At 46.6% G+C, this 25,034-nt stretch carries 21 protein-coding genes; 1 reads left to right on the forward strand and 20 read right to left on the reverse strand.

Translation table 11 applies throughout. From position 1 onward, the window contains the following. Positions 1-12: 12 nt before the first annotated feature. The 5 genes from infB to rimP all read right to left on the reverse strand — a co-directional run bounded on the left by infB (position 13) and on the right by rimP (position 5,339). Positions 13-2,916 carry a translation initiation factor IF-2 gene (gene infB, locus BUA75_RS08035; RefSeq protein ID WP_083574214.1) on the reverse strand — a complete coding sequence of 968 codons (2,904 nt, stop codon included), beginning with the start codon at positions 2,914-2,916 and terminating at the stop codon, positions 13-15. A 19-nt stretch (positions 2,917-2,935) separates the two neighbouring features. Next, positions 2,936-3,295: a L7Ae/L30e/S12e/Gadd45 family ribosomal protein gene (locus tag BUA75_RS08040; RefSeq protein WP_072874087.1), complete on the reverse strand. Its 360-nt coding sequence runs from the start codon at positions 3,293-3,295 to the stop codon at positions 2,936-2,938. After that, positions 3,276-3,569: an RNase P modulator RnpM gene (gene rnpM / locus BUA75_RS08045; protein WP_072874088.1), complete on the reverse strand. Its 294-nt coding sequence runs from the start codon at positions 3,567-3,569 to the stop codon at positions 3,276-3,278. Before rnpM ends, BUA75_RS08040 begins: the two co-directional genes overlap by 20 nt. A 78-nt stretch (positions 3,570-3,647) precedes the next feature. After that, positions 3,648-4,757, reverse strand: a complete 1,110-nt coding sequence (gene nusA, locus BUA75_RS08050; RefSeq protein WP_072874089.1) for a transcription termination factor NusA — start codon at positions 4,755-4,757, stop codon at positions 3,648-3,650. A gap of 108 nt (positions 4,758-4,865) precedes the next feature. Further along, complete coding sequence (gene rimP / locus BUA75_RS08055; protein ID WP_072874090.1) at positions 4,866-5,339, reverse strand: ribosome maturation factor RimP; 474 nt, start codon at positions 5,337-5,339, stop codon at positions 4,866-4,868. A gap of 232 nt (positions 5,340-5,571) precedes the next feature. Here rimP and typA point away from each other — a divergent pair, with 232 nt between their 5' ends. After that, positions 5,572-7,413 (forward strand): translational GTPase TypA, encoded by a 1,842-nt coding sequence (typA, locus tag BUA75_RS08060; RefSeq protein ID WP_072874091.1) that lies wholly within the window; start codon positions 5,572-5,574, stop codon positions 7,411-7,413. Between the two features lie 24 nt (positions 7,414-7,437). Here the strand turns inward: typA and BUA75_RS08065 are convergent, their stop codons facing one another. From BUA75_RS08065 to BUA75_RS08145, 15 genes are all read right to left on the reverse strand, one after another. Next, positions 7,438-8,403 (reverse strand): prephenate dehydratase, encoded by a 966-nt coding sequence (locus tag BUA75_RS08065; protein ID WP_072874092.1) that lies wholly within the window; start codon positions 8,401-8,403, stop codon positions 7,438-7,440. A gap of 71 nt (positions 8,404-8,474) precedes the next feature. Next, positions 8,475-12,905 (reverse strand): PolC-type DNA polymerase III, encoded by a 4,431-nt coding sequence (locus BUA75_RS08070; RefSeq protein WP_242650277.1) that lies wholly within the window; start codon positions 12,903-12,905, stop codon positions 8,475-8,477. Positions 12,906-12,993: 88 nt separating this feature from the next. Beyond that, positions 12,994-14,259 (reverse strand): RIP metalloprotease RseP, encoded by a 1,266-nt coding sequence (gene rseP / locus BUA75_RS08075; protein ID WP_129583567.1) that lies wholly within the window; start codon positions 14,257-14,259, stop codon positions 12,994-12,996. A gap of 21 nt (positions 14,260-14,280) precedes the next feature. Further along, on the reverse strand, positions 14,281-15,453 hold the full coding sequence (dxr, locus tag BUA75_RS08080; RefSeq protein ID WP_072874093.1) for a 1-deoxy-D-xylulose-5-phosphate reductoisomerase: 1,173 nt from the start codon (positions 15,451-15,453) through the stop codon (positions 14,281-14,283). Positions 15,454-15,490: 37 nt separating this feature from the next. Then, positions 15,491-16,288 carry a phosphatidate cytidylyltransferase gene (locus BUA75_RS08085; protein WP_072874094.1) on the reverse strand — a complete coding sequence of 266 codons (798 nt, stop codon included), beginning with the start codon at positions 16,286-16,288 and terminating at the stop codon, positions 15,491-15,493. A 4-nt stretch (positions 16,289-16,292) separates the two neighbouring features. Continuing rightward, positions 16,293-17,054: an undecaprenyl pyrophosphate synthase gene (gene uppS, locus BUA75_RS08090; RefSeq protein ID WP_072874095.1), complete on the reverse strand. Its 762-nt coding sequence runs from the start codon at positions 17,052-17,054 to the stop codon at positions 16,293-16,295. 59 nt (positions 17,055-17,113) lie between these two features. Continuing rightward, positions 17,114-17,671 carry a ribosome recycling factor gene (gene frr / locus BUA75_RS08095; protein ID WP_072874096.1) on the reverse strand — a complete coding sequence of 186 codons (558 nt, stop codon included), beginning with the start codon at positions 17,669-17,671 and terminating at the stop codon, positions 17,114-17,116. Then, entirely contained in the window at positions 17,668-18,402 is a 735-nt protein-coding gene (gene pyrH, locus BUA75_RS08100) for a UMP kinase (protein ID WP_072874097.1), read from the reverse strand. The genes frr and pyrH overlap by 4 nt, the downstream gene beginning before the upstream one ends. A gap of 156 nt (positions 18,403-18,558) precedes the next feature. Beyond that, a complete protein-coding gene (tsf, locus tag BUA75_RS08105) occupies positions 18,559-19,209 on the reverse strand; it encodes a translation elongation factor Ts (protein WP_072874098.1) in 651 nt (216 codons plus the stop codon). A gap of 132 nt (positions 19,210-19,341) precedes the next feature. Beyond that, entirely contained in the window at positions 19,342-20,046 is a 705-nt protein-coding gene (gene rpsB, locus BUA75_RS08110) for a 30S ribosomal protein S2 (RefSeq protein ID WP_072874099.1), read from the reverse strand. 164 nt (positions 20,047-20,210) lie between these two features. Beyond that, the gene (locus BUA75_RS08115; protein WP_072874100.1) at positions 20,211-20,864 is read right to left on the reverse strand and encodes a hypothetical protein; all 654 of its coding nucleotides are present in this window, start codon (positions 20,862-20,864) and stop codon (positions 20,211-20,213) included. Between the two features lie 445 nt (positions 20,865-21,309). Further along, positions 21,310-21,822 (reverse strand): chemotaxis protein CheD, encoded by a 513-nt coding sequence (locus BUA75_RS08130; protein ID WP_072874103.1) that lies wholly within the window; start codon positions 21,820-21,822, stop codon positions 21,310-21,312. Then, the gene (locus tag BUA75_RS08135; RefSeq protein ID WP_072874104.1) at positions 21,815-22,435 is read right to left on the reverse strand and encodes a chemotaxis protein CheC; all 621 of its coding nucleotides are present in this window, start codon (positions 22,433-22,435) and stop codon (positions 21,815-21,817) included. The genes BUA75_RS08130 and BUA75_RS08135 overlap by 8 nt, the downstream gene beginning before the upstream one ends. A 5-nt stretch (positions 22,436-22,440) precedes the next feature. Continuing rightward, a complete protein-coding gene (locus tag BUA75_RS08140) occupies positions 22,441-22,905 on the reverse strand; it encodes a chemotaxis protein CheW (protein ID WP_072874105.1) in 465 nt (154 codons plus the stop codon). A gap of 77 nt (positions 22,906-22,982) precedes the next feature. Continuing rightward, complete coding sequence (locus tag BUA75_RS08145) at positions 22,983-25,025, reverse strand: chemotaxis protein CheA (RefSeq protein WP_072874106.1); 2,043 nt, start codon at positions 25,023-25,025, stop codon at positions 22,983-22,985. Positions 25,026-25,034: the final 9 nt, after the last annotated feature.

Genomic DNA, 25,034 nt, shown 5'->3' on the forward strand with positions numbered 1-25,034 from the left:
CTGCCGGTTAGCTCAATGTACTTTTAGAGCCTCCATTTTGAAGGCCTCTATGACATCGCCAACCTTAATATCGTTAAATTTCTCTAGTGTAATACCACATTCAAAGCCTGTTTGAACTTCCCGAGCGTCGTCTTTGAAACGCTTCAAGGTATCCAGAGCACCTTCGTAAATCACCACACCGTCACGAACGAGACGAGCTTCCGCATCACGCGTCATTTTGCCATCCGTAACATAGCATCCCGCAACCGTACCCACGCGAGAAATGGTGAAAACTTGACGCACTTCCGCATGACCAAGAACGACTTCCTTATATTCAGGATCAAGCATACCTTTCATGGCCGCTTCAAGTTCTTCTATAGCGTTGTAGATGACCCGATAGAGACGAATATCCACTTTTTCCGCTTCCGCCGCACGTTTTGCGTTAACATCAGGACGCACATGGAAACCTATGATAATGGCGTTTGAAGCACTCGCCAGCGAAACATCGGATTCCGTAATCGCACCCGCACCACGATGAATCACTTTTACGCGCACGCCTTGCACTTCAATTTTCTCAATCGCTCCTACAAGCGCTTCGACAGACCCTTGAACATCCGCTTTGACAATCACATTTAACTCTTTGACATTTCCTTCCTGAATCTGGCGATACAAATCATCCAGCGTGACACGCGATGTACTGCTCATAGCTTCCGCTTTTTCGCGGTTCAAACGCTTTTGGACAAGAGCTCGCGCCGCGCGCTCTTCATCATAGACAACAAACAAATCACCTGCGCTAGGCACATCACCTAAGCCCTGAATTTCGACGGGTGTTGAAGGGCCAGCATCTTTCAAACGACGGCCCCGATCGTCAACCATGGCTCGTACGCGGCCAAAGCTGGTACCTGCCACAACAATGTCGCCAACTTTGAGTGTTCCGTTTTGCACCAACACGGTGGCTACCGGACCGCGGCCTTTGTCCAATTTTGCTTCAATGACCGTACCTCGTGGACGGCCTTCCGGATTGGCTTTCAAATCCTGCATATCAGCAACAAGCAGGACCATTTCAAGCAAATCGTCAAGACCTTCTTTTTTCAAAGCGGAGATGTTGACAAAAATCGTATCGCCGCCCCATTCCTCAGAGACCAAACCGTACTGCGTCAACTCTTGTTTAATGCGATCAGGATTAGCATCCGGTTTGTCAATCTTATTGATGGCCACCATTATGGGCACATTGGCAGCTTTGGCGTGATCGATAGCTTCAATCGTCTGCGGCATGACACCATCGTCTGCTGCTACAACCAAGATGGTAATATCCGTGACCTGCGCCCCGCGAGCACGCATGGTTGTAAAAGCTGCGTGACCAGGGGTATCCAGGAACGTGATGAGCCTATTGTTAATTTCCACTTGATAGGCACCGATATGCTGTGTAATACCGCCAGATTCGGTTGCTGTTACACGACTTTGACGAATCGCATCCAGCAATGTGGTCTTACCATGATCGACATGACCCATGATGGTGACAACCGGAGGACGGGTAATCAGATTTTCCGGTTTTTCTTCTTCCATCAGCATATCCAATGCTTCTTCATCTACTGGTTCAACCACACTGAGTTTAATCTGATATTCATCAGCAATCAGTTCCATAGCGTCTGTGTCAATTTCCTGGTTGATGGTAGCCATAATTCCCAGGAAGAGCAATTTCTTAATGATTTCAGACGCCTCACGACGAATCAATTTGGCAAAATCACCAACTGTCATTGGACCTTCTACCGTTACCTCGGTAGGAAGTTCCACCTTGCGCTGTTCGCGCTGACCTGTTTTGCGGCGCGCGCGCAATTTCTCCTCATTAAACTGTTCTTTTCGATCGCGATTAAAATCTGGACGATTTTTTTCCCGATCTTTACGAGAAGGCGCCGCGCCTTTCTGAGGAGCAACTGCTGCTACTGTTGCGCTACCACCTGAACGGCCACCGCCAAATCCTCCACTGGGTCGACCAGCACCTGCAAAAGCACCAGGACGATCGGAACGATTGCCTGGACGAGCAGTTCCGCCTCCTGGAGAACGCCGATCGCTCGCAGAACGCTGATCTTTGTCGCGGCCAAACCCACCAGAGCGGTTGCCGCCACCGTCTCGCTGGCCGGCATAACCACCAGAGCGGTTGCCGCTGCCGTCTCGCTGGCCGGCATAACCACCAGAGCGGTTGCCGCCGCCGTCTCGCTGACCGCCATAGCCACCAGAGCGGTTGCCGCCGCCGTCTCGCTGACCGCCATAGCCACCAGAGCGGTTGCCGCCACCGTCTCGCTGACCGCCATAGCCACCAGAGCGGTTGCCACCTCCGTCTCGCTGACCACCATAGCCACTAGAACGATGTTCACTACGCGATGGAGCCGATTGGTTTTCAGAACTTTGAGCAGATCGCGAGGCAACTGCATTCCCATTCCTGTCGGAACGTTGTTCAGATTTCTCAGAGTTGTACGTATCGGTTGTCAAATCTCTACCTCTTGTTCCAGCATTTGCATTCCTGCCTTCGACACTGCGCTGAACGTCAGCGGATTGCCCACTTGCTTCAGTCGATAGCTCTCTTACAGTAGATTTAGCCACTGTTCCCGATTCAGCGTTAGGAGCATCTTTGCTGCTTGATTTTGGACGATCTGCACCAGAGATATGGGCAGAAGTGGATGTATGCTGATGCCTTTCATCCATGCGTTCCCTGCCTATTTCATTGGCAGAACTCGATTCCGCAGCGTGTTCTCGCTGTTTCTGCTTATCACGCAATTCTTTCTCAACTTCCGAAGCATGCCGTTTCGCAGCTCTCTGCTTGACATCCTGGAAGAATTGTTCTACTTTTTGCACCATTTGATCGTCCATCACACTCATGTGATTAGCAACCGGCTCGCCAACGCGTGATAGTATCGTTAAAATTTCCTTACTCGACATATTTAATTGTTTTGCATATTCATACACTCTCAGTTTTGTCAAACAATACACCCCCGTCTGATTCCCCTAACGCATTTTGTAAAGATGCTGCAAACCCGGGGTTGGTTACAGCAACGACAACAACTTGTGAACGCCCGAGCGCCTCGCCTAACTCTTTGCGACTTAACGATTGAACTAACGGTTTATGATAAAACGCGCATTTATCGCGTATTTTCTTTGTTACATTTGTTCCTGCGTCAACAGCCAGCCAAACTTGCAAAGCGGAGCCCGCTGCCAAACCGGCAAGTACAGCATCCGTACCTACCAGAAGCGCACTTGCTCGTCTTGCAAGCCCTAATTGTTGTAAACAGCGATTACGGTCAAACGTCCGGTTTGGCAACAGACCCCGCCTCCCTGGGCATGCTTTCCTCTAACTTCTCGTATACATCGTCGGGAATGGAGGTTTTCAGCGCCCGTTCCAGCGATTTTCGTTTGCGAGCCGTTTGCAGGCAACTGAGCTGTCGACAGAGATATGCTCCTCGTCCATTCATTTTCCCACGCATATCAAGTTCGATATGACCTTCAGGCGTTAAAACCACACGCAACAAATCAGCTTTGGGAAAACTCTCCTGACAACCTACGCATTTTCGCAGTGGAACTTTCCGCACTTTCATCCACCATCACCTCGCGACTATTCCGACTTCTCTCGCATTTCTGCCCTTAAAAAATTATCCGCACCAAGCAGTTGGGCATCAGGGTTCTGTCAACCAATCATCGGACAGCGTAACCACAGATTCTTCTTCATCCAGTTCTGAAAAGAGACCGATATCAGAAGCCTGTTGCTCACTCTTAATATCGATTTTCCAGCCTGTCAATTTGGCGGCTAATCGAGCGTTTTGCCCCTCTTTGCCAATGGCCAAAGATAGTTGATAATCCGGAACAATAGTCCGGGCAACTTTTTCTTCTTCGATAATCTGAACATCCAACACCTTGGCAGGCGCTAATGAATTGGCCACAAACTCAGCTGGATCTTCACTCCATTTGACGATATCAATTTTTTCTCCATGCAGTTCATTGACTACTGCCTGCACACGCGAACCGCGGCTGCCAACACAGGCTCCTACTGGATCCACTTCAGGATTGCGGGAGTGAACCGCAATTTTCGAACGGTAACCAGCCTCACGTGAAATCGCACGAATCTCTACAATTCCCTCAAAAATTTCGGGAACTTCCAATTCAAAAAGCCGTTTCAGTAAACCTGGATGAATACGGGAGAGAACAATCTGCGGTCCTTTCGTCGTACGCTCTACACGAGCGATAAAAGCACGCACTCGATCTCCTTGTTTGAACTGGTCGGTTGGCATCACTTCTGTATGTGGCAATACTGCCTCTGTCTCGCCAAGATTAACATAAAAATTGCGAGCGTCTTGACGCTGAATGATTCCATTTACAATCTCTTCTTCTTTATCAGCAAATTTTCCGTAAAGGACAGTCCGCTCTGCCTCACGAATGCGTTGCGTAACTACCTGCTTGGCTGTCTGGGCAGCAATGCGTCCAAAATCCCGAGGTGTTACTTCAATCTCGACCACGTCACCCACTTGATAGTTGGGATTCATATCACGGGCAGCTTCAAGCGAAATTTCTAATCGACTATCCGTTGGTGATTCCACAACTTCCTTGCGAGCAAAAACACGAACTGTTCCTAATTCACGATGAATATCGACTCGAGCATTGGGAGCAGAATTAAAATTACGCTTATATCCAGAAATCAAAGCCGCCTCAATGGCCTCCAACAATATTTCTTTGTCAATCCCTTTTTCTTTGGCTAACTGATTCAACGCTTCTATAAACTCAGCATTCATTTGACACCAATCTCCCCCTGATTCGACCGCTTTGAGCCAACCAGTTCACATTCTCTTCATTTCCGGTATGGAGAGCGTTTATTGATACACTCACAGCAGCGGAATAAATTATAGCCAGACAGAAAGTCTGGCTGACGCCACTTTGGAAACCGGCAAAATAACACGTTTTGCTGCAGTTTTATCTATGTATTCCACTTCTAGTTCCTGCTCATTGTATGAAAGCAAGGTGCCGTCAAATGTTTTTTGACCTAGAAGAGGTTCGTATAGGCGAATATGCACACGCTCTCCAACAGCTTTATAAAAGTCGGCTGGCTTTTTTAAAGGACGCTCGGCACCTGGCGACGACACTTCCAAGAAGTACGAGTTAGGAATCGGATCAACCCTATCCAATTCATCCGAAAGCTGCTCGCTAACATGGCTACAGTCATCAATATCCACGCCGCCTTCTTTGTCGATATAGACGCGCAGGTACCAATTGGAACCTTCTTTACGGTACTCTACTTCCACGAGTTCCACGCCCGCTTGTTCCACAATCGGCAGCGCCAACCGCTCCACAATGTCGGTTACGCGTTCATTCGCCACATCATTTCCTCCTCCATCACGTCACCTGTGACGGTCACGCAAAAAGCCCGTTGCATAAGTCAGAGAGTGGGTTGCCCCACTCTCCGCACGAAAGCCTATACGAAGCCTAACATTCGCATTATATCACCCGTCAAATAATGCCGCAAGCCATTTTCATTGCAGTAAGTCACAGAGCATGGTATGTTGGAGAGCGGCAGAGACAGGAGTATGTATTAAGGAGAGAAATTTTAAAATGACGATACGTAACATTGAACATTTGCGAAATGTTGCCATTGTAGCTCACGTCGACCACGGCAAAACATCCTTGGTGGATCAGTTACTGAAACAGTCTGGACTGTTCCGGGCCAATGAGCATATGGCGGAACGCGCCATGGACTCCGGAGATTTGGAGCGCGAACGAGGCATCACGATTCTGGCCAAAAACACGGCTATTCCCTATCGAGATATACGTATTAATATTGTCGACACTCCCGGTCACGCTGATTTTAGCGGCGAAGTTGAACGCATTGTGCGGATGGTAGACGGTGTGCTATTGGTAGTAGATGCTTTTGAAGGTGTCATGCCGCAGACCAAATTTGTCCTGCAGAAAGCTTTGGAAGCTGGTTTGGCGCCCATTGTTGTTGTCAATAAAATGGACCGTGAAAATGCCCGCCCCGTTGAAGTCATAGATGAAGTCCTGGACTTGTTTATTGAACTTGGAGCCAGCGAAGAACAATGTGATTTTCCAGTCGTTTATACATCTGCGTTGCGAGGGACAGCAAGCGAGAGCATCGACCATCCAGGCGAAAACTTGCAGCCACTTTTTGAAGCAATTATTCAGCATATACCGGCTCCCTCGGGAGATCCTGAGGCTCCATTACAATGGCAGGTAACGATGTTGGATTACAACGAATTTTTAGGACGGATTGGTATTGGACGTGTAGCCCGCGGCCAAATTCATGTAGGTGACGCGGTCAGTGTGGTGCGCCGAAGTGGAGATGTTTCCAGGGCAAGAGTTGTGAAACTGTTCTCCTTCCAAGGATTGAAACGCATGGAAGTAGAAACCGCAGGCGTAGGGGATATTGTAGCTGTAGCTGGAATTCCAGAGCTGACAGTAGGAGAAACAGTTTGTCCTGTAGACGCTCCTGAAGGACTGCCCACATTGCATATTGATGAACCAACTTTACAAATGACTTTTCGTGTCAACGATTCGCCGTTTGCTGGACGTGAAGGACAGTTTGTTACGTCACGCAAGCTTCGTGAACGCCTGTTTGCAGAATTAGAGTCGGACGTTTCACTGCGGGTAGAAGAAACTGAGGATACAGATGCTTTTTTGGTTTCCAGCCGCGGAGAGTTGCATTTGTCTATTTTGATTGAAACCATGCGTCGTGAAGGATATGAATTACAGGTTTCCAAGCCACGCGTTATTCTACGAGAACAAAACGGTAAAATTCAGGAACCTATTGAACATCTGGTGGCCGACGTACCAAGCGATGCTGTAGGTTCTGTAATTGAAGCACTTGGATACCGCAAAGGCGAAATGGTCCACATGTTGACTTCGCCTTCTGGAGAATCTACACGCCTTGAGTTCCACGTTCCGGCCCGCGGCTTAATCGGCTTTCGCACAGAATTTTTAACACTGACACGGGGTTATGGCACCATGCACCATCGATTTTTGCAATATGATGAGTGGAAAGGTGACGTCATCACCCGACGACAGGGTGTCCTTGTAGCTAGCGAAAGCGGCACTGCGACAGCATATAGCATTCAAAACTTGGAAGATAGAGGTATTCTATTCATCACACCTGGTACAGAAGTCTATGAAGGAATGATTGTTGGCGAACATACACGTGAGAATGATTTGACCGTCAACGTCACCAAAGCCAAGCATATGACCAATGTTCGCTCCGCAACCAAAGAAGAAACGGTCCGGTTGAAAGCACCCCGCTTGCTCTCTTTGGAACAGGCTATGACCTATATCGAGGATGACGAGTTGTGTGAGATCACGCCTCAAAGCGTTCGCTTGCGCAAACGCTATTTAAACAAGTCAGAACGCGATAAGATGGCCAAGCGAGGAAAAGAAGTCATGCAATAACAGCCTTGTCAGAACGGCAAACTATCAGGTTGAATGGTTTTCCAATAGACCAAATTGCAAATACTCACCAAGTATTTTTAACTGTATTCCGCGAGAGGCGAGCATGGAACAGACTATCCGCCAATTTTCCTGTACTTGCTCTGTCGACTCGCCCAGCGGAAAATCAACATCCATATAGAAATGATATTCACCGAGAATTCGACCTGCTGGCCTTGACTCAATACGTGAGAGATTGAGCCCAAAATAATGAAATGGTGTTAGTGCGCTCCACAAGCCACCAGGTTCATTGTGCACTCCTATTAAACATAAAGAAATGGTGCGCTCCTCAGGGCGGAAAGCTTCAGCAAATAAGCTTTCTGCCTTATTTTTTGAAAGCAGCCCAAAACGCGTTTGGTTACCTGACGCATCTTCCACAGCACGTTTCGCAATGTGTAAACCATATAGTTCAGCAGCAATTTCATTGCCGAGCGCAATCTGAGGCTGTAACGAATGTTCAGAAACCATTCTCGCTGCTTGAGCTGAACTCGAAACTGGAATACATTCCGCCTTAGGCAATTCTCTTTGTATAAAATGCCGACACTGAGCAAGCACTTGCGGATGAGAGTAGACTTTTTCAGCAAGCGTCCAATCACTCCCCGGGCTGCTTAACACATGATGATGAATAGGTAAGGTCCATGCTGCTACCAGTCGAGGATAATCCGTCTCTGCATTCGTGTCTTCAATCTCATCAGCTAACTTTTCTTGCGCAATCACCATTTCAATGAGTCCATCCCAAGCATAGGTGACTGAACCTTGAATACTATTTTCAAGCGGAAGACATCCGTGTACAGACCTGTCTTCCGCATGGAGCACGGTATGAATAATTTCTGCTATGGAATCAAGCGGCCGCAAAATGGCGTTTTCCCATCCGACTCGTTTACAAAATGTGCGCAACGCAATATCGGAATGAGTTCCTTGGGGACCAAGAAAATAGATTGTCGGTTGAGCCATCCTATGCACGCTCCTTCGGTATGTTAAAAAGAACCAACTAACCATATACAATGGAATGGTAAGAGAGAAACTTAAATATTGAAAAGCGACAGCTGATTGGACTCTGGCATGCCTTGCAAACAACCTAATTGCTGCAAAATTTCTATGACGGTTTTCGAAACTCGGCTACGTTCTTGCAAATCTTCTATAGAAAGAAATGGACCATCCAATCTCGCTTGCGCCAAATTGCGGGCTGCAGCATCACCTACTCCAGGAATTGCGGCAAACGGTGGCAGAAGCGAACCATTCTGTTCATTCATCAGGAAGCGAGTGGCGTCAGATTGATAGAGTGAGATGCGCTCAAAGCGAAATCCACGTTCTACCATCTCCAAAGCAACTTCAAGTACGGTCAAGAGACTTTTTTCTTTCGGTTGAGCCGCGTTTCCTTTTTCTTCAATTTCTTCAATTCTTCTACGTATCGCATCTGAGCCTTTGATCATCAACTCTACATCAAAGTCATCAGCACGCACCGTAAAGTACGTAGCATAGAAAGCGAGTGGATAATGTACTTTAAACCAGGCTATACGAACAGCCATAATCACATAGGCAGTAGCATGAGCCTTAGGAAACATATATTTGATTTTTTTTCCTGATTCTATATACCAATCCGGTACGCCAAATTCGCGCATATACGCCTCATCATCGGGCTTGACTCCCTTGCCTTTACGAATCGATTCCATGATTTTAAATGCGCGCGCTGGTTCAAGTCCTTTGTATATCAAATAGACCATGATATCATCGCGAGCACAAATAACTTCTGAAAGCGTCGCTACCTGGTTACGAATTAAAGTTTGCGCGTTATTTAACCATACATCTGTCCCGTGAGACAAACCGGAAATACGCACTAACTCGGAAAATGTGGTTGGCTTCGTATCTTCCAACATTTGTCGAACAAACTTGGTGCCAAACTCAGGAATGGCAAACGTCCCAGTATTGGAGCGAATCTGTTCCGCAGTAACACCCAGAGATTGCGTTCCACTAAAAAGAGCCAAAACTTGCGGGTCATCAAAAGGAATGGTTTTAGGATCGACACCAGTTAAATCCTGAAGCATGCGAATCACCGTCGGATCGTCATGACCCAAGATATCTAGTTTCAACAAACAGTTTTCCAACCCTGAGTGATAATCAAAGTGAGTCGTCAGCGTCTCCGATTGTTTATCATCTGCAGGGTACTGAACTGGTGAAAAATCATATATGGAAACATGACTTGGCACAACCACTTGCCCGCCCGGATGCTGTCCAGTTGTTCTTTTTACACCCGTACATCCTTGTACAAGCCTTTCAATTTCGGCATTGCGCAGTACCAATCCTCGTTCTTCTGCAAATTTGCGGACATATCCATAAGCTGTTTTCTCAGCCACAGCTGAAATCGTACCCGCCCGAAAAACGTGATCGCGCCCAAAAAGCTCCTCTGTATAACGATGAGCACGCGGTTGATATTCGCCAGAAAAATTCAAGTCAATATCAGGAACTTTATCTCCTTCAAAGCCTAGAAACGTTTCAAAAGGAATGTCTTGTCCATCTCGTTCCATGGGTTCGGCACAATGTGGACAATCTTTCTTTGGCAAATCAAAGCCGGAACCAACACTTCCATCATCAAGAAATTCGCTGTGTTTGCAGTTTTGGCAGCGGTAATGGGGTGGCAAAGGATTCACTTCAGTAATATCCATCATGGTTGCAACCAACGAGCTCCCCACCGAACCACGGCTTCCTACAAGATAACCATCCTGCAAAGACTTGGTGACCAACTTATGAGCAATCAAGTATATGACTGCAAAACCATGCGAAATAATGGAATGCAATTCTTTCTCCAGTCGTACAGCAACGATTTGCGGCAACTCTTCACCGTATAAATGTTTTGCTTTACTGTAAGTCAATTGCCGCACTTCATCCTCCGCCCCATCGATAATAGGCGTATATAGTTCATTGGGAATTGGCGGTACATCTTCAATTTGTTCAGCAATTTTAGCCGGAGCTTCTACCACCACTTCTATGGCAGCATCGCCAAGAAATGAAAATTCTTCCAACATCTCCTCTGTGGTTCGAAAGTGCAATGGCGGCTGACGCTCAGCGTTCGATCCGTTATTTTGCGACTGCAGAAAAACCTCCCGGAAGATACCGTCCTGTGGATAAAGATAATGGACATCACCTGTAGCCACAACAGGCTTGCCGAGCCGTTGCCCTAATTCGACAATCTGCTGATGCACCTTTTTGAGACTGTTTGTCTGCCATATCCCTTCGCGAATGAGATTGTCATAGTGACTCAGCGGTTGAATTTCTAAATAATCATAAAAGCTGCATATTTCTTCAATTTCTTCAATAGATTTGCCGCGAATAAAACTCTCAATCAATTCACCTTGCTGACAGGCTGTACCAATCAACAAACCATCCCGCAAACGAGCCAATTCACTTTTGGGAATCCTCGGCGTTCGATAAAGATACTTGGTATGGGCAAGAGAAACCAACTCGTAGAGATTGCGTAGACCCTGGCGATTTTTAACAAGCACGGTCGCATGAAATGGACGCACTTTGCTCATATCGGCTGTAGATGAAAGATCATTTAACTCGACAAGATTCGTAATCCCATTGGTACGAAGCGCCTTCTGCATATGAGCAAACAAACGTGCAGTTGCTTCAGAATCAGCCAAGGCGCGATGATGATTGACCAGCTCAATCTGAAGTTTTTGCGTCAACGTCTTTAAACGATAATTTTTTTCTCCTGGAAAAAGAATGCGGGCCAAAGCAAGCGTGTCAATAATGGGCTGCTCCCATTGCGGCATATCAATCCGCAGAGCGCACTGATTGAGAAAGCCGCTGTCAAACTCAGCATTGTGTGCCACCAATACCGCATCACCAACAAATTCTCGAAAACGCGGTAAAGCATCTGCCAATACAGGCTGTCCTTCCAACATTTCTGGTGTAATTCCAGTCAACTCCGCCACTTTCTGTGAATACGCACGCTCGGGCTGGATGAGCGTCGAGAATGTATCCACAATTTCAGTTCCCCGCATACGCACGGCAGCAATTTCAATTAAAGTGTCTTCACGCGCATTCAGGCCTGTAGTTTCTGTATCAAACACCACAAATTCGCATGTATCGTCAAGCTCTATCGACTGTGGGCGAATGACCACGCGCGCTCCATCATCAATCACATAAGCTTCAACACCCAGTATTGCTCGAATACCGTGTTTCTTGGCCGCCCCATATGCTTCTGGAAACGCCTGCACTCCACCGTGATCGGTCACAGCTATGGCCTTGTGACCAAGCCTCGCTGCTTCAGCGATTAACTTGTCCACAGGAATGACTCCATCGAGCGGAGACATATTGGTGTGCGCATGAAGTTCAATACGTTTCTTCTCTGCAAAATCCATTGGCAACTGAGCTTCAATTGGCTGCATATCAGAAACCATAAAAACGATTTCTTTACTGAAAGTATCAAATTGTACTTGTCCGCCAATTCTCAGATAATCATTGTTTTTCAGTGGTTCAAGCACTTCGCGCTGACGTTCGTCACGAGCAAAACATTTAGCCGTGATGGAGTTGGTGCCATCCGTAATATTGAACTGAAGAAGAAAGCGACCGCTCGGCAAGACACGTTTATCTACACTGAAGACTCTACCCTGCACGACAGCGCGCCGCATCTCATCCTCAATTTCCTGAATCGATATGACTTCTTGCGAGTCTAATGGTTTACCCAATGTAAGAGGGGCAATGGGGGTTTCTTCTCGATTGCGTCGATTCCCGTAAGGGTACGATCTCGTTTCAGCAGGCGCCTGCTCTTGCTGACGCAATTTAGCCTTTTCTGCTTCCAGCCTTGCTTCTTCTTGCAAAATACGTGCAACCTCAGCTTGTTGCTGTTCAGCCAATTGCTCTCTGAGCGCCTCTTGATACTCTTTGTTTGCCAATTCTTCAATAAATCGAACCGATAGATCTTGTCCGAATAAAGTAGAGATGGCTTCCTGATAATAAATATCTACTTTCTTTTTTTGAAGCCATTCCTCAGCGCCAGCCTGTGCCAAATGAGCTACAGCAATCCAACGTTTTTCATCTTTAGAGGCTGTCTGGCCAGATTGCAACAACCAACTTGCCTGCTGCAGAAACCGCCCGGCAAGCGGTTCTATGTGTAAATAGAGTGTGGTCAAAGCTTCTATGAGGGAAATAGCTATTTGTTCAAAATTTTGTGAAAGCCATTCATCCTCTAAAAATTGATATTGAACCCCTAAAGGAGTTAGTGTCTCATCTGTTTTGTGAAGCAATAGGAAGCCATTTTGCAAATACTCCACCAAAGATTGACGAACTTCATTTGGAGAGTCTTCAAGAAGGGATTGAAGAGAAGGCAATCGAAATGCTAATTTTTTCTGTGATGAAAATACAAAAACGCGATCGACAAAGGAATGGAGAGAAGGGCTTTCCATCTCCATTCCTGAAGCAAATAGGGCGCAAAATGAGCGGATAAAATTCACTTGCTAGACTACCTCCTAGACATTGCTGTTCTGCTGAGTGAAAGGTCGTGGTCCGCAACGCCAGGTACAACACCCATCATCCAACCGTTCAGAAAAAACGTGTGACATCCCGATAGGTTATGACAACGGTCAAGAGCATTAGTAATCCAAAACCGACTAAATGAACCAACCCTTCTTTACGCGGGTCGATAGCTTTTCCACGTATCAACTCGACAAGCATAAAAAGCAATCTGCCACCATCAAGCGCTGGTATGGGAATTAAATTAAAGAGACCAAGATTGAGCGATAAGAGTGCAGTGATATACATCACCTGCCAAACACCTGTTTGTGCTTGCTGGGAAATGACATCCGCAATGCCGACAGGACCAGATAAATCGTTGAACTGATGACGTTCAATCACTTGAGCATAGAGATGAATGGCATTCACACTGTTGGTGTAAACAGATTTAAAGCCTTGGGCAAAAGCATCGAAAGGATTATGTGTCAAAGTACTGTCTATGCCTATAATGGGTGTGGACTGGTATAATTCCGGCCTCACCAGAAGCCATTTTTGATGCCCATCGCGCTCCACCAAAAGCGGGATGGGTTTGGGAGGATTCGATTTGTCAGCAACAATCACTCGCTTAAGATCGTACCAAGTTTGAATAGGCACTCCGTTAGCCTGAACAATTCGATCGCCTTGTTGCAAATGAGCTGCAGCGGCAGGTGTATTCGGTAGCACTGCACCCACGACAGGAGCGCTCGATGGAACACCTACATGCAAGAAAACAAGTGAGAAAAGAACTCCTGCCAACAAAAAATTCATCACTGGGCCAGCCAAAATAATCGAAGCACGCGCCCATAGGGACTTACCAATCATTTGCTCCCCTGGGGAGACTAGAGGAATGCTGGAACGGAGACTGGTCTGCAAACGAGCATGCGGTCTGACTGAATAGGAGCGAATACCGTCTGCTGTTTCCATGGTAATAAACATGTGCTTGGTCAAATCCAGATTAACCAACGTCCCCACGGTCCGCCCTGGCAGTGAGTCAGGCTCACCAATGGCGTCAATACGACCGCTGGAATCAAGCGAGAAAGCTAGCTGCTCACCTTTTTTGAAGTATGCATCCTGTGGCATTTCACCCGCAAGTTGAACAAAGCCGCCAATAGGAAATAGGCGTAACGAATACTCTGTACCGTTTTTGCGAAAAGCAAATAATTTGGGCCCCATACCAATAGCAAATACAGGCACGGCTACTCCATTACGTTTGGCAACATAGAAGTGGCCAAACTCATGCAACATGATGCATACCACAAAAACCAATACTATCGCGATGACCGAACGGAGCGTGTGCACCAACGGCAACCACCACATGGATACACCCTCCTTCCCTACTTAAACATCCTGCCCTAATTCTTCTTTTTGTATAAGAAGCCAGGCACGACGTCTTACATCTTCATCAATATGGAGCGCATCTGAAATCGACCGAGGTACCGCATAATCACTAGACTGCAACAGTCGCTCTACAATCTCCGCTATATGGAGATAGCCAATGCGCTGTTCAAGAAACGCTTGTACAGCCACTTCGTTGGCTGCATTTAACACGCAAGGCATGGCGCCTCCCGCTCGACCTGCTTCATACGCTAAACGAAGGGCTGGAAAACGTTCCAGATCAGGTTCTTCAAACGTCAATTGACGCAGCTTGACAAAATCAATTCGTTCTAAATCCAGCTTTACTCTGGCAGGATACGTGAACGCATATTGAATGGGCAAACGCATATCATGGTTGCCTAACTGGGCAACAATTGAACCATCTACATACTCCACCATGGAGTGAATAATACTTTGCGGATGGACGAGTACCTTTATTTTATCATATGGCGCAGAAAATAAATGATGCGCTTCAATGACTTCTAAACCCTTATTCATAAGCGTGGAACTATCCACCGTAATTTTGGCGCCCATTTTCCACGTCGGATGCTGTAAAGCCTGTTCTAGGGTAACCGACTTCAATTGTTGCACGCTGTAAGTGCGAAACGGTCCCCCGGAAGCTGTTATGTAAAATGACTCTACTTCTTGACGTTTCCCGGCCAGAAGCGCTTGAAAAATCGCAGAATGCTCACTATCCACAGGAACTAGGCTCGATCCGTTGACAGACACGTGCTCCATGATTAAATCTCCTGCCGCCACCAACGTCTCCTTATTTGCCAGCCCTACCACAGCACCTTGAGAGATAGCGCGCCAAGTAGGAGCAATTCCTGCGGCACCGAGCACTGCAGAGATCACAAGATGGGCTGGAACGGAAGCAGCTTCTTCCAAGCCAGCCTGACCCACGCCCACATCACAAGGGAGTCTGCCATGAAATAGTTGAATCAGTTCTTGCCGCGAGTGTTCATCCTGTACAGAAACGTACTGAGGTGCAAACTCATCTATCTGTTGTTTGAGCAACCTCATATTCTTTCCTGCACTCAGGGCTACCACCTGCCATGCAGGAGAGAGGCGTCGAACAACATCTAAACTGTTACAGCCAATGACTCCAGTGCTGCCCAATATGCTGACCTTCGACACAGAATCACTTCTTTTCTTTCCAGTATGTTCAAAATTTCTAGGAAAAAGAAAACCACAACAAACCATATGTATGGACCATATAAAACATAAACGGAGCAGCGAACAACAGACTATCTACTCTATCCAAAATGCCGCCATGTCCGGGTAACAAGGTACCCGAATCTTTGACTCCTGTACTTCGTTTGTAAGCTGATTCAATCAAATCGCCAAGCTGAGATAAAATAGAAATTCCAGCACCTAGCCCCAGTAAAGCGACCAGATGAATTTGTCCTACAGCTAAACCAAACAGAGCCGCACCGACTGCTGCACCCAAAATGCCGCCGAGAGACCCGGAAATAGTCTTCTTTGGTGAAATGTCAGGCCATAATTTAGGTCCTTGCAACCAACGTCCGACAAAAAAAGCAGTAGTGTCACTCATCCATACCGCGATTAAAAAGGACCAGAGAAAAAACCAGCCATGAGGAACCAATCTTAATTGAATCATGCTGTGTCCGCCAATGCCGATATACAGCATTCCAACAAAGATAGGAGCAACTTGGGCCAGATGGTTGCGATTTCGAGTCAAAACAGGCCACAATAGGCAAAGAGCAACCATAACTGCAAGAGAAATGGGATGGTACCATCCAGTATCAAACTCTATATAAGTGACAGCTATTACAGCCAAATACATCAAAGATTGACGATAAGAAACACCAAACATCCGCACAAACTCCGTAACACCCGCGGCTGTCACCAACCATACCGCAATTTCCCATGGCCAAGCATTGGGCAGGAGCAAAACGATCAAGATTACAGCCACACCAATGGTCGCTGTAAGTACGCGCTGTTTGATCATTCTCTCACCTACCTATATCGCCAAACCGGCGCTGCCGGCCACTAAATTCTTGCAGAGCCCGGAGAAGATGCTGCCGATTAAAGTCAGGCCAGAGTACGTCGGTAAACCATAATTCAGCATATGCGGATTGCCAGACGAGAAAATTGCTGAGCCTTATTTCTCCGCTGGTGCGTATGATAAAATCGGGATCAGGCTGATGGGCGGTGGAGAGTTGAGCAGCCAAAGCACTTTCATCAATATCTTGTGGAGCTATTCGCCCCTCTGCCACTGCTTCGGCAAGTTTACGCACGGCGAACACAATATCCATACGCCCTCCATAATTGAGAGCAAAATTAACGTTCATCCCTGTATTTTGTTTGGTTCTCTCCAACGACTGCAATACTGTCTCACGTGTATCGGCAGGTAATTGTTCAGTATCGCCAATCACACGAATCCGCACATTGCGTTCCATTAATTCATCAATTTCCGTAATAAAAAACTGGCGAGGCAACTTCATGAGAAATTCCACTTCACGTTGTGGCCTCTTCCAATTCTCGGTAGAAAAGGCATAGAGGGTAAGATATTCAATACCTAAATCATCACAAGCCCGAATCGTCTCTTTCATAGCTTGCATACCTGCATGGTGACCAGCGATTCTCGGCAATCCACGACGCCGCGCCCAACGGCCATTGCCGTCCATGATGATACCAACATGCTTAGGCCGAACTGCAAGCGAATCGATGTCAGGATTCTGTCCTCGGTTGTCCCAACCCCATCTCCAGCGCACCGATCATCCCTCACAATCCGGCGACAGTTTGTTAAATCCAATACTTTCCAATCTTAAGCCTATACTTCAAGCAGTTCTTGCTCTTTACCAGTCGCAGCTTTGTCTATTTCACCAACGAACTTGTCTGTGAGCTGTTGAATCCGCTCCATCAATCTACGAACATCGTCTTCCGAAGCATCTCCATTCTTTTCAGCTTTTTTCAACTCGTCATTAGCATCTCGCCGAACGTTACGAATAGCCACGCGTGCTTCTTCAGCCATCTTTTTAACCTGCTTGACAAGCTCTTGGCGTCTCTGTTCCGTAAGGGCTGGAATAACTAAACGAATAACAGAACCATCATTGGCAGGATTCAGACCCAAGTCAGACTTCTGAATAGCTTTTTCAATCTCACTCAACATACTTTTCTCCCAAGGAGAGATAACCAACAAGCGCGGTTCTGGAGAAGTTACACTTGCAACTTGTGGAATGGGCATCTGTGAGCCGTAATATTCTACGGTTACTTTTTCAAGCATAGCCGGCGTAGCTCTACCCGCCCGAATTGACGCCGCATCCTTGCGAAATGCTGCTACAGCCTTTTCCATACGTTCTTCTGCATGCTTCACAATTTGCTCTGTCATACTTTCACTCTCCTGACCATTGTACCTACCGCTTCGCCCATGACTGCTCGGCGAATATTGCCCGATTCTCCCAAAGCAAAAACAAGCAAGGGAATATTGTTATCCATGCAAAGCGAGGTTGCTGTAGAATCCATAACACCAAGACCTTGATTTAAAACATCCATAAATTCTAATTCATCATATTTGACAGCTGTTGGATCTTTGAGAGGATCAGCCGTATAAACACCATCCACTCCATTTTTGGCCATTAAAATGACCTCCGCTTCAATCTCAGCGGCGCGCAGCGCGGCGGTTGTATCTGTAGAGAAATATGGATTACCCGTACCACCCGCAAAAATAACCACTCGTCCTTTTTCTAAATGACGAATGGCTCGTCGGCGAATATACGGTTCGGCTACCTGACTCATTTCCACCGATGTTTGCACCCGTGTATCGACACCCAATTTTTCCAAAGCATCCTGGAGCGACAAAGCATTCATGACGGTTGCCAGCATTCCCACATAATCCGCTGTTGCTCGATCCATTCCACGAGCACTGGCCGAAACACCTCTCCAGATGTTTCCTCCCCCGACCACAATAGCCATCTGCACACCTAAATCCGCAACTTCTCGAACCTGTAACGCAATGTTTGACATCATTTCAGAGTCAATGCCATATCCCTTATCCCCTGCCAGAGCTTCGCCACTCAGTTTGAGAATGATCCGCCTGTACTTAGGTTGGGGTGTCGTCATAAATTGAGAATGCCTCCTCATGATAAGAACTCATCCAATTTTGAGCCCTATAGCTTTATATATTGCGGGGACCACGACAATACCTGGTTTGCAAAAGGGGAACACATAGTGTCTCCACGCCGTGTTCCCCTGCTTATACCGCAAAGGCCAGTGCCATTAAACGCGAACCTGCGACATGACCTCTTCAGCAAAGTTACTCTCTTTCTTTTCAATACCTTCACCAACAACAAAACGTGTGAAACGGCGGATGGAAATATTCTCGCCTATTTGGGCAATTTTCTCACGCACCAACATCTCCACTGTCTTATCTGGATTTTTGACAAACGGCTGGTCTAGAAGGCAAATTTCTTTCAAATATTTTTCAATACGTCCATCCACAATTTTATCCACAATATTTTCCGGCTTACCTTCATTCAAAGTTTGCGCCCGAAGAATTTCGCGTTCTTTCTCTATGAACTCACTCGAAACTTCATCGCGACGCACATAAAGTGGATTAGAGGCAGCAATATGCATAGCAATATCACGAACCAATTGACGAAAATCTTCGTTTTTGGCCACAAAGTCAGTTTCACAATTCACTTCGACCAAAACGCCAATCCGTCCACCGCCATGAATATAAGCTTCCACCAATCCTTCCGCAGCTACACGACCCGATTTTTTAGCAGCAGATGCCAGTCCGCGCTCGCGCAAAACTTCCATCGCTCTCTCCATATCCCCATCGGCTTCAGCTAAGGCGCGCTTACAATCCATCATACCTGCACCTGTTTTCTCACGCAATTCTTTGACCATTGACGCTGTAACTTCCATCTCATTTCCTCCTCAATTCAGCAAAAACTTAGAATACCATTTGAGCACATACCTAACGAAGTTCTTTCAACACGCATTAGCGCACAAAAAAGGTGACGAGCCACAGATGCTCCCGTCACCTACTAGCTCCAATCAGGCAGTGGTTTCTTCCCCTTGACCTTGAGCGCCTTCTAATACAGCATCTGCCAACTTGGCAGTCAACAGTTTAACAGCCCGAATAGCATCATCATTACCCGGAATCACATAATCAATTTCATCCGGATCACAATTGGTGTCGACGATGGCTACAATTGGAATACCGAGCTTACGCGCTTCTGCAACAGCAATCCGTTCTTTGCGCGGATCAATCACAAACATAGCGCTCGGCAATTTCTTCATACCTTTGATGCCGCCAAGAAAACGTTCCAAACGCTCAGCTTCTTTGCGAAGCAAGATAACTTCTTTCTTAGGCAAGCGTTCAAAAGTCCCATCTTCCTCCATACGCTCCAACTCTAGCAAACGCTGGATACGTTTTTGGATGGTTGGGAAGTTGGTCAATGTACCGCCCAGCCAGCGCTGATTGACATAAAACATGCCACAGCGTTCTGCTTCTTCTTTTACAGCTTCTTGAGCCTGCTTTTTAGTGCCAACGAACAGGATAGTTTCGCCATTCGCAGCAGTGTCACGAATAAAATTATAAGCTTCTTCAACTTTGCGAACAGTTTTTTGCAAATCGATGATATAAATCCCATTGCGCTCCGTAAAAATATAACGAGACATCTTGGGGTTCCAGCGACGGGTTTGATGTCCAAAATGAACACCCGCCTCCAACAATTGCTTCATAGAAATAATCGCCAAAGATAACTCCTCCTAAACGGTTTGTCCTCCGCCCTCGTCATATGAACCTGCGACCAGTTGGACCCGCAAGCCATCAGATAAGCGTGTGTGCTCCACTTCACTGTGGGCATTGCACCGTTCTCCAATATATCACAGCCTGCGTAAGACTGCAATGACCCACTCTATCAATTCAGAGTCGGCGGCATATGCAAGGCTCGTTCCACACGTAAAACCTCAGCAACTGGTAAGGATAACTGTTGAGCAGCCTGTTCTGCAGTCAAGCCTTGAGTTAAAGCATCGAGAATCTCAAAGTAACGTGGAGAAAAGGAAGGAGATTCAACTGTTTCTGCAGCTTCAGGTTTCTGAGCATTCAATGCTTCACCAACCTCTTCTCGAGACATTTCTATTAACTGTTTCATCAACAGCTGTTCACCCGCCAATGACTGACCCACATCATCAAATCTCGAAACAACTTGCTCATTCTTTGAAAAAAATTTTATATGGTGAGGTTCGTCTTTTTGAAGTATCTCTTCCAATTGATTGAAACGTTCTTCTAATTTGCCAACACGCTCATCCATGGTTCGTTCTAACGCATCTAAATTGGATCGCAATTCCATGTAAATATCTTCTAAAATTTTCACAACTTCTTCATTAACTGCGGAAATCATAGCTTGCGGACTTTCCTTTGCTTGAATGACTTGTGGATTGGCCAGAGCACCGGAGCGCAGCCAACGAAAAATACCTTTTAACCCACCATATTGTTTCCATCCCCCCGTAGAAGTATAGAGTACGACGACCATAGCCGCACAAAGTAGACCCATAGCTCCTGTCAACCACATATCTGTTCACCTCCTAGTATATTACCGAAGTACTGGCGGCCTTCATCGCTAAACACAGCCGGAATCGCCTGGGCCTGGATAATGCAGAAAACCTCAAGTCTGTTGCCGCCGCGCCACTGGGCATTGACACGGCAGTGGATGCGTACCGACTGCATTTGCGCCTGCTTGTCCAGCAAATTCGCTTCACAGAGTGGCCCTTAGAACGACTCCATGCCGAGATCGAAAAGCGCCTCAAAGCTGCTGTTGCGCGCAAATTGACATACATCATTCATGCCTTGTTGCGTGACAAAAAGCCATACGAACCAATCGCGTAAGATCATATATTGGACTGAATCTGCAAACCCGTCTGTCTCTGACAGGCTTATATTGATACCCTCAAAAATCACTTCCCTTCATAGGTCTTAGAACTCAATAGAGTACTTAACATTAGATAGATGCTCTTTCTTCAAATCGTATATGTACCCTTGATAGCAGTACGAATTTGTAACAACTCTGTCTGCAAATCAAACTCAATAGTTCGACCCGTATTGCCTCCAAAATCAGTTGAAACCAACTCTACTCCAGCGTCTCGCAAATAGTTTTCTACTGCTTCAGCATTACGCGGGCCCACCCGGAGAATATCGGAATTGGCCGATCCGCTAAACATTTGCGCACCACCCGCAGCTTTGGCTTTCAACGAACTGGGCCGCAAACCCTGCTTTGAAAATTCATCCAACAGCCAATCCAAAGCGAGATCGGCATATTTACATACGTTTCCTGAAAAATTAGGTGGTGATTGAGGAAGCATAATATGAACTAAACCGGCTATATTTTTCCTTGCATGGTATAAAACCACGCCAACGCACGAACCGAGACCCGTTGTCCCAATTCGATCTGGCCCTGAAACGATTGCCCCTTGAGCAATACCTACCCGAATCAGTTGGCTTTCTTGAATCGAGGGTAAGGTGAATTCACACATCATTATCCCACCCCAGCGCACTGAACAGCTTGACCATAGATTGTGGGTGAGGGAGAAGGAAGAAATGGCCATCGATGTTCATTTGTCCTTGCCAAATTTGCGTGTTAATCAAAATCGCTTGATCGGCTATATCACCAGAGAAAGCAAGGCCGATGTCGAGAATGGCACCAGCCATGTCCACAGCAATCGACGGTACTGAAAGAGTAATTTGCAGCGACGCGAGTTCACTGATGGCGGTGACATAGCTGCCAGAAAGAATATTTCCAACTTCCGCCAGCGCTGAAAGCTGCAATTCTTCAAAAAGAAGCCCTTCATGACCTGTCAAATTCAGCTGATGCAATAGATGTTCCGCACTTTGCATGGGTAAAAGCAGAAACATGCTTCCATTCATCTGCCCCCCAATTTGTAAAAAGATGCCGACAACAGGCGCCTCTGGACCGCCAGCAATATCTGCAATCTCGTCAAACGGGCATAATCTAGCAGCTGTGACGGACATTTGTACACTTTCTTGCAACAATACAGACAACGCAGTAGCAGCATGACCAGCGCCCACATTGCCGACTTCACGGAGAATATCTTGCTGTCGATCATCCAGATTATAGAATACACTCATGTTTCTTAACGTTCCTCCTGCTCCCGCAACTCCTTGAGCTGCAACTGTTCAGCATGATTAAAAAGGCGAGGCAAATGGAGGAGAATCAGCACTTGTTTCTGATGTTCTGCAATCCCCTGCAAAAATTCTGCGGAAAGTCCACCTACCATCGAAGGAGCAGGTTGAATATCCGAATCTGCAAGTGTCACTACATCTGTAACCGCATCCACTATCATACCTACCATCATATCTTCCACTTGTACAATGACTATACGGGAATCATCTTGCTGCAAGGAAGAAGCCAATCCCAGACGCTCACCGAGATCGACCACAGGCACAATGGTGCCGCGCAAATTCACAACACCTTTGATAAATGCGACCGTACGCGGTACACGTGTAATTTCCATAGGCTTCTCAATAGACAATACCTGGGTTACTGAGGCACCATATTTTTCCTGACCTACAGCCATGACGACAAATTGTTGCTCCATGTCTATCACTCCTTACCCCGAATTTTTCGACTGCCAAAATATAAAAATCAATTCAAGTCTTTGAGAGGTTGTTAACTTCAGGCTGATAGCCAGGCATCGAGATCGAGAATGAGTCCCACCGTACCGTCGCCGAGAATGGTCGCTCCAGAAAATCCTCGCACGGACTGCAGATATTTCCCCAATGGTTTGTTGACAATTTCCTGCTCTCCAACAATATCATCGACAAGTATCGCCAAACGACGATTGCCTTCTTTACAGAGAATGGCTGACCAAGGAAATTGAATGGCCGACGATTGTTCGTAAAAAGCATCCCCCGCATCCAGCAGCGGGATGAGCCCATCTCGATGGCGCAAAAAACGTTCTCCACCAATGGCTTCTAAATCTGTTTCGTAGACTTGCAATACTTCTTCCACACTGCCAAGAGGGACAGCAAAAGATTCGTTACTCACCATAAACAGCAAGGCAGGTAAAACAGCCAAGGTCAGAGGCAACTGAATACGAAAAGTAGTCCCCTTCCCCTTTTCCGAGAGAATTGAGATTTTACCGCCCAACGATTGCACTTTATTACGTACCGCATCAAGTCCAACACCACGTCCGGAAATATCGGTGATTTTTTCAGCAGTAGAAAATCCGGAGGCAAAAAGAAAATCATAAATTTGTTCAGGCTTAAGCATAAGTGCAGATTTCTCATCGACTAATCCGCGCGCAATGGCTTTGTTTAATACTGCTTCCGAATCAATACCTCCGCCATCATCAGCAACTTCTATGTAGACGTTTTGTCCGGAAGAGAAAGCAGAAATTTTTAATGTCCCTGCCTCTGGCTTGCCCGCCTGGCGACGTATATCCGCTGACTCAATACCGTGATCGGCCGCATTGCGAATAATATGTACCAAAGCTTCACCCATCTCATCGACAACAGTCCGATCGAGTTCTGTTTCTCCCCCTTCCATAAGAAAATGAATTTCTTTTTGTAATGACTTGGAGAGATCTCTAACTAAACGAGGAAAACGTTGAAATAACGTATCTACCGAAACCATGCGTAAGGACATGAGTCCAGATTGTATATCGCCAGAGATACGGCCAAGTCTATCGACCATTTCTCGAATGACAGCCGTCTGTCCAGCCTCAGTAGCACTGGCTAGTTGAGAGCGAGCAATCACCATCTCACTGAGACGATCGAGTAGATGATCGATTCTCTCGATGGGTACACGCAATGTCCTCTCTACCTTCATGGGTGCAGCAGGTTGCTTGGCAGATTCTTTCTGCGAATCCACCTGATCTGCTGTAAGACTCGGGGTTGGTGAATGGGCTGCCGCAGAAGTTGTAGTTGGATCTGTCCGATGTGTCGAAAGATATTCTATAAGCGGTACAAAAGTTACATTAACCACTTCAGAAATATTAGAGAGATTGCGCATAGCCTCTTCAGCAGAAATTTCTCTTAAAACAGCAAGAAAGGCAATGTTTTCAGAATACCGGCCATCCTGTAAATGTTCTGCACTTGGTGAACATTCAAGAATATCTGACCACTGCTCCAATTCTCGCATGACAACCAATGCGCGGACTGATTTCATCTGACAGTCTGGAGCAATATTCACAGTCAGAACTCCAGCCAAGAGTCCCGCTTCTGCAGCTTGAGATGCAATGTGCAAAGCAATATCGGTGAAATGTCCTTCTGTGGTATCCACTGTCGCCGCAACCTCTGGATGAGGAGACACTACTGCGTTTGTTAGACGTTGATAGAGTTCCTGCAACGAATGAATAATAGCATCGTCTGAACCCGTTTCATCTATCCCACTGTCAATAATTCGTTCTAACTGAAGAGAAAGCTGATCAATCCCCGACAATAGAATATCGGGACTATCTGTGGTCAACCGTCCTGGATTTTCTCGAAACACGCCAAGTACATCTTCAAGGCGATGAGTCAAAGTGGCCATTTTTTGAAATCCCATGCTTGCGCTCATTCCTTTGAGTGTATGCGCAGCACGAAACATGGCCGCAAACAATTCATCCGACGAGCCCTCAGATTCAAGACGTAGACAGAGATCATTCAGAAGTTGCAGATTATCGCTTGTTTCTTCTATAAAGGCTTGTAAATACTCAGCGTTTTGCAAAGCTGGCATACCCTCCCG

The sequence above is a fragment of the Alicyclobacillus tolerans genome, assembly GCF_900142255.1.
Lineage (GTDB): Bacteria > Bacillota > Bacilli > Alicyclobacillales > Alicyclobacillaceae > Alicyclobacillus_I > Alicyclobacillus_I tolerans.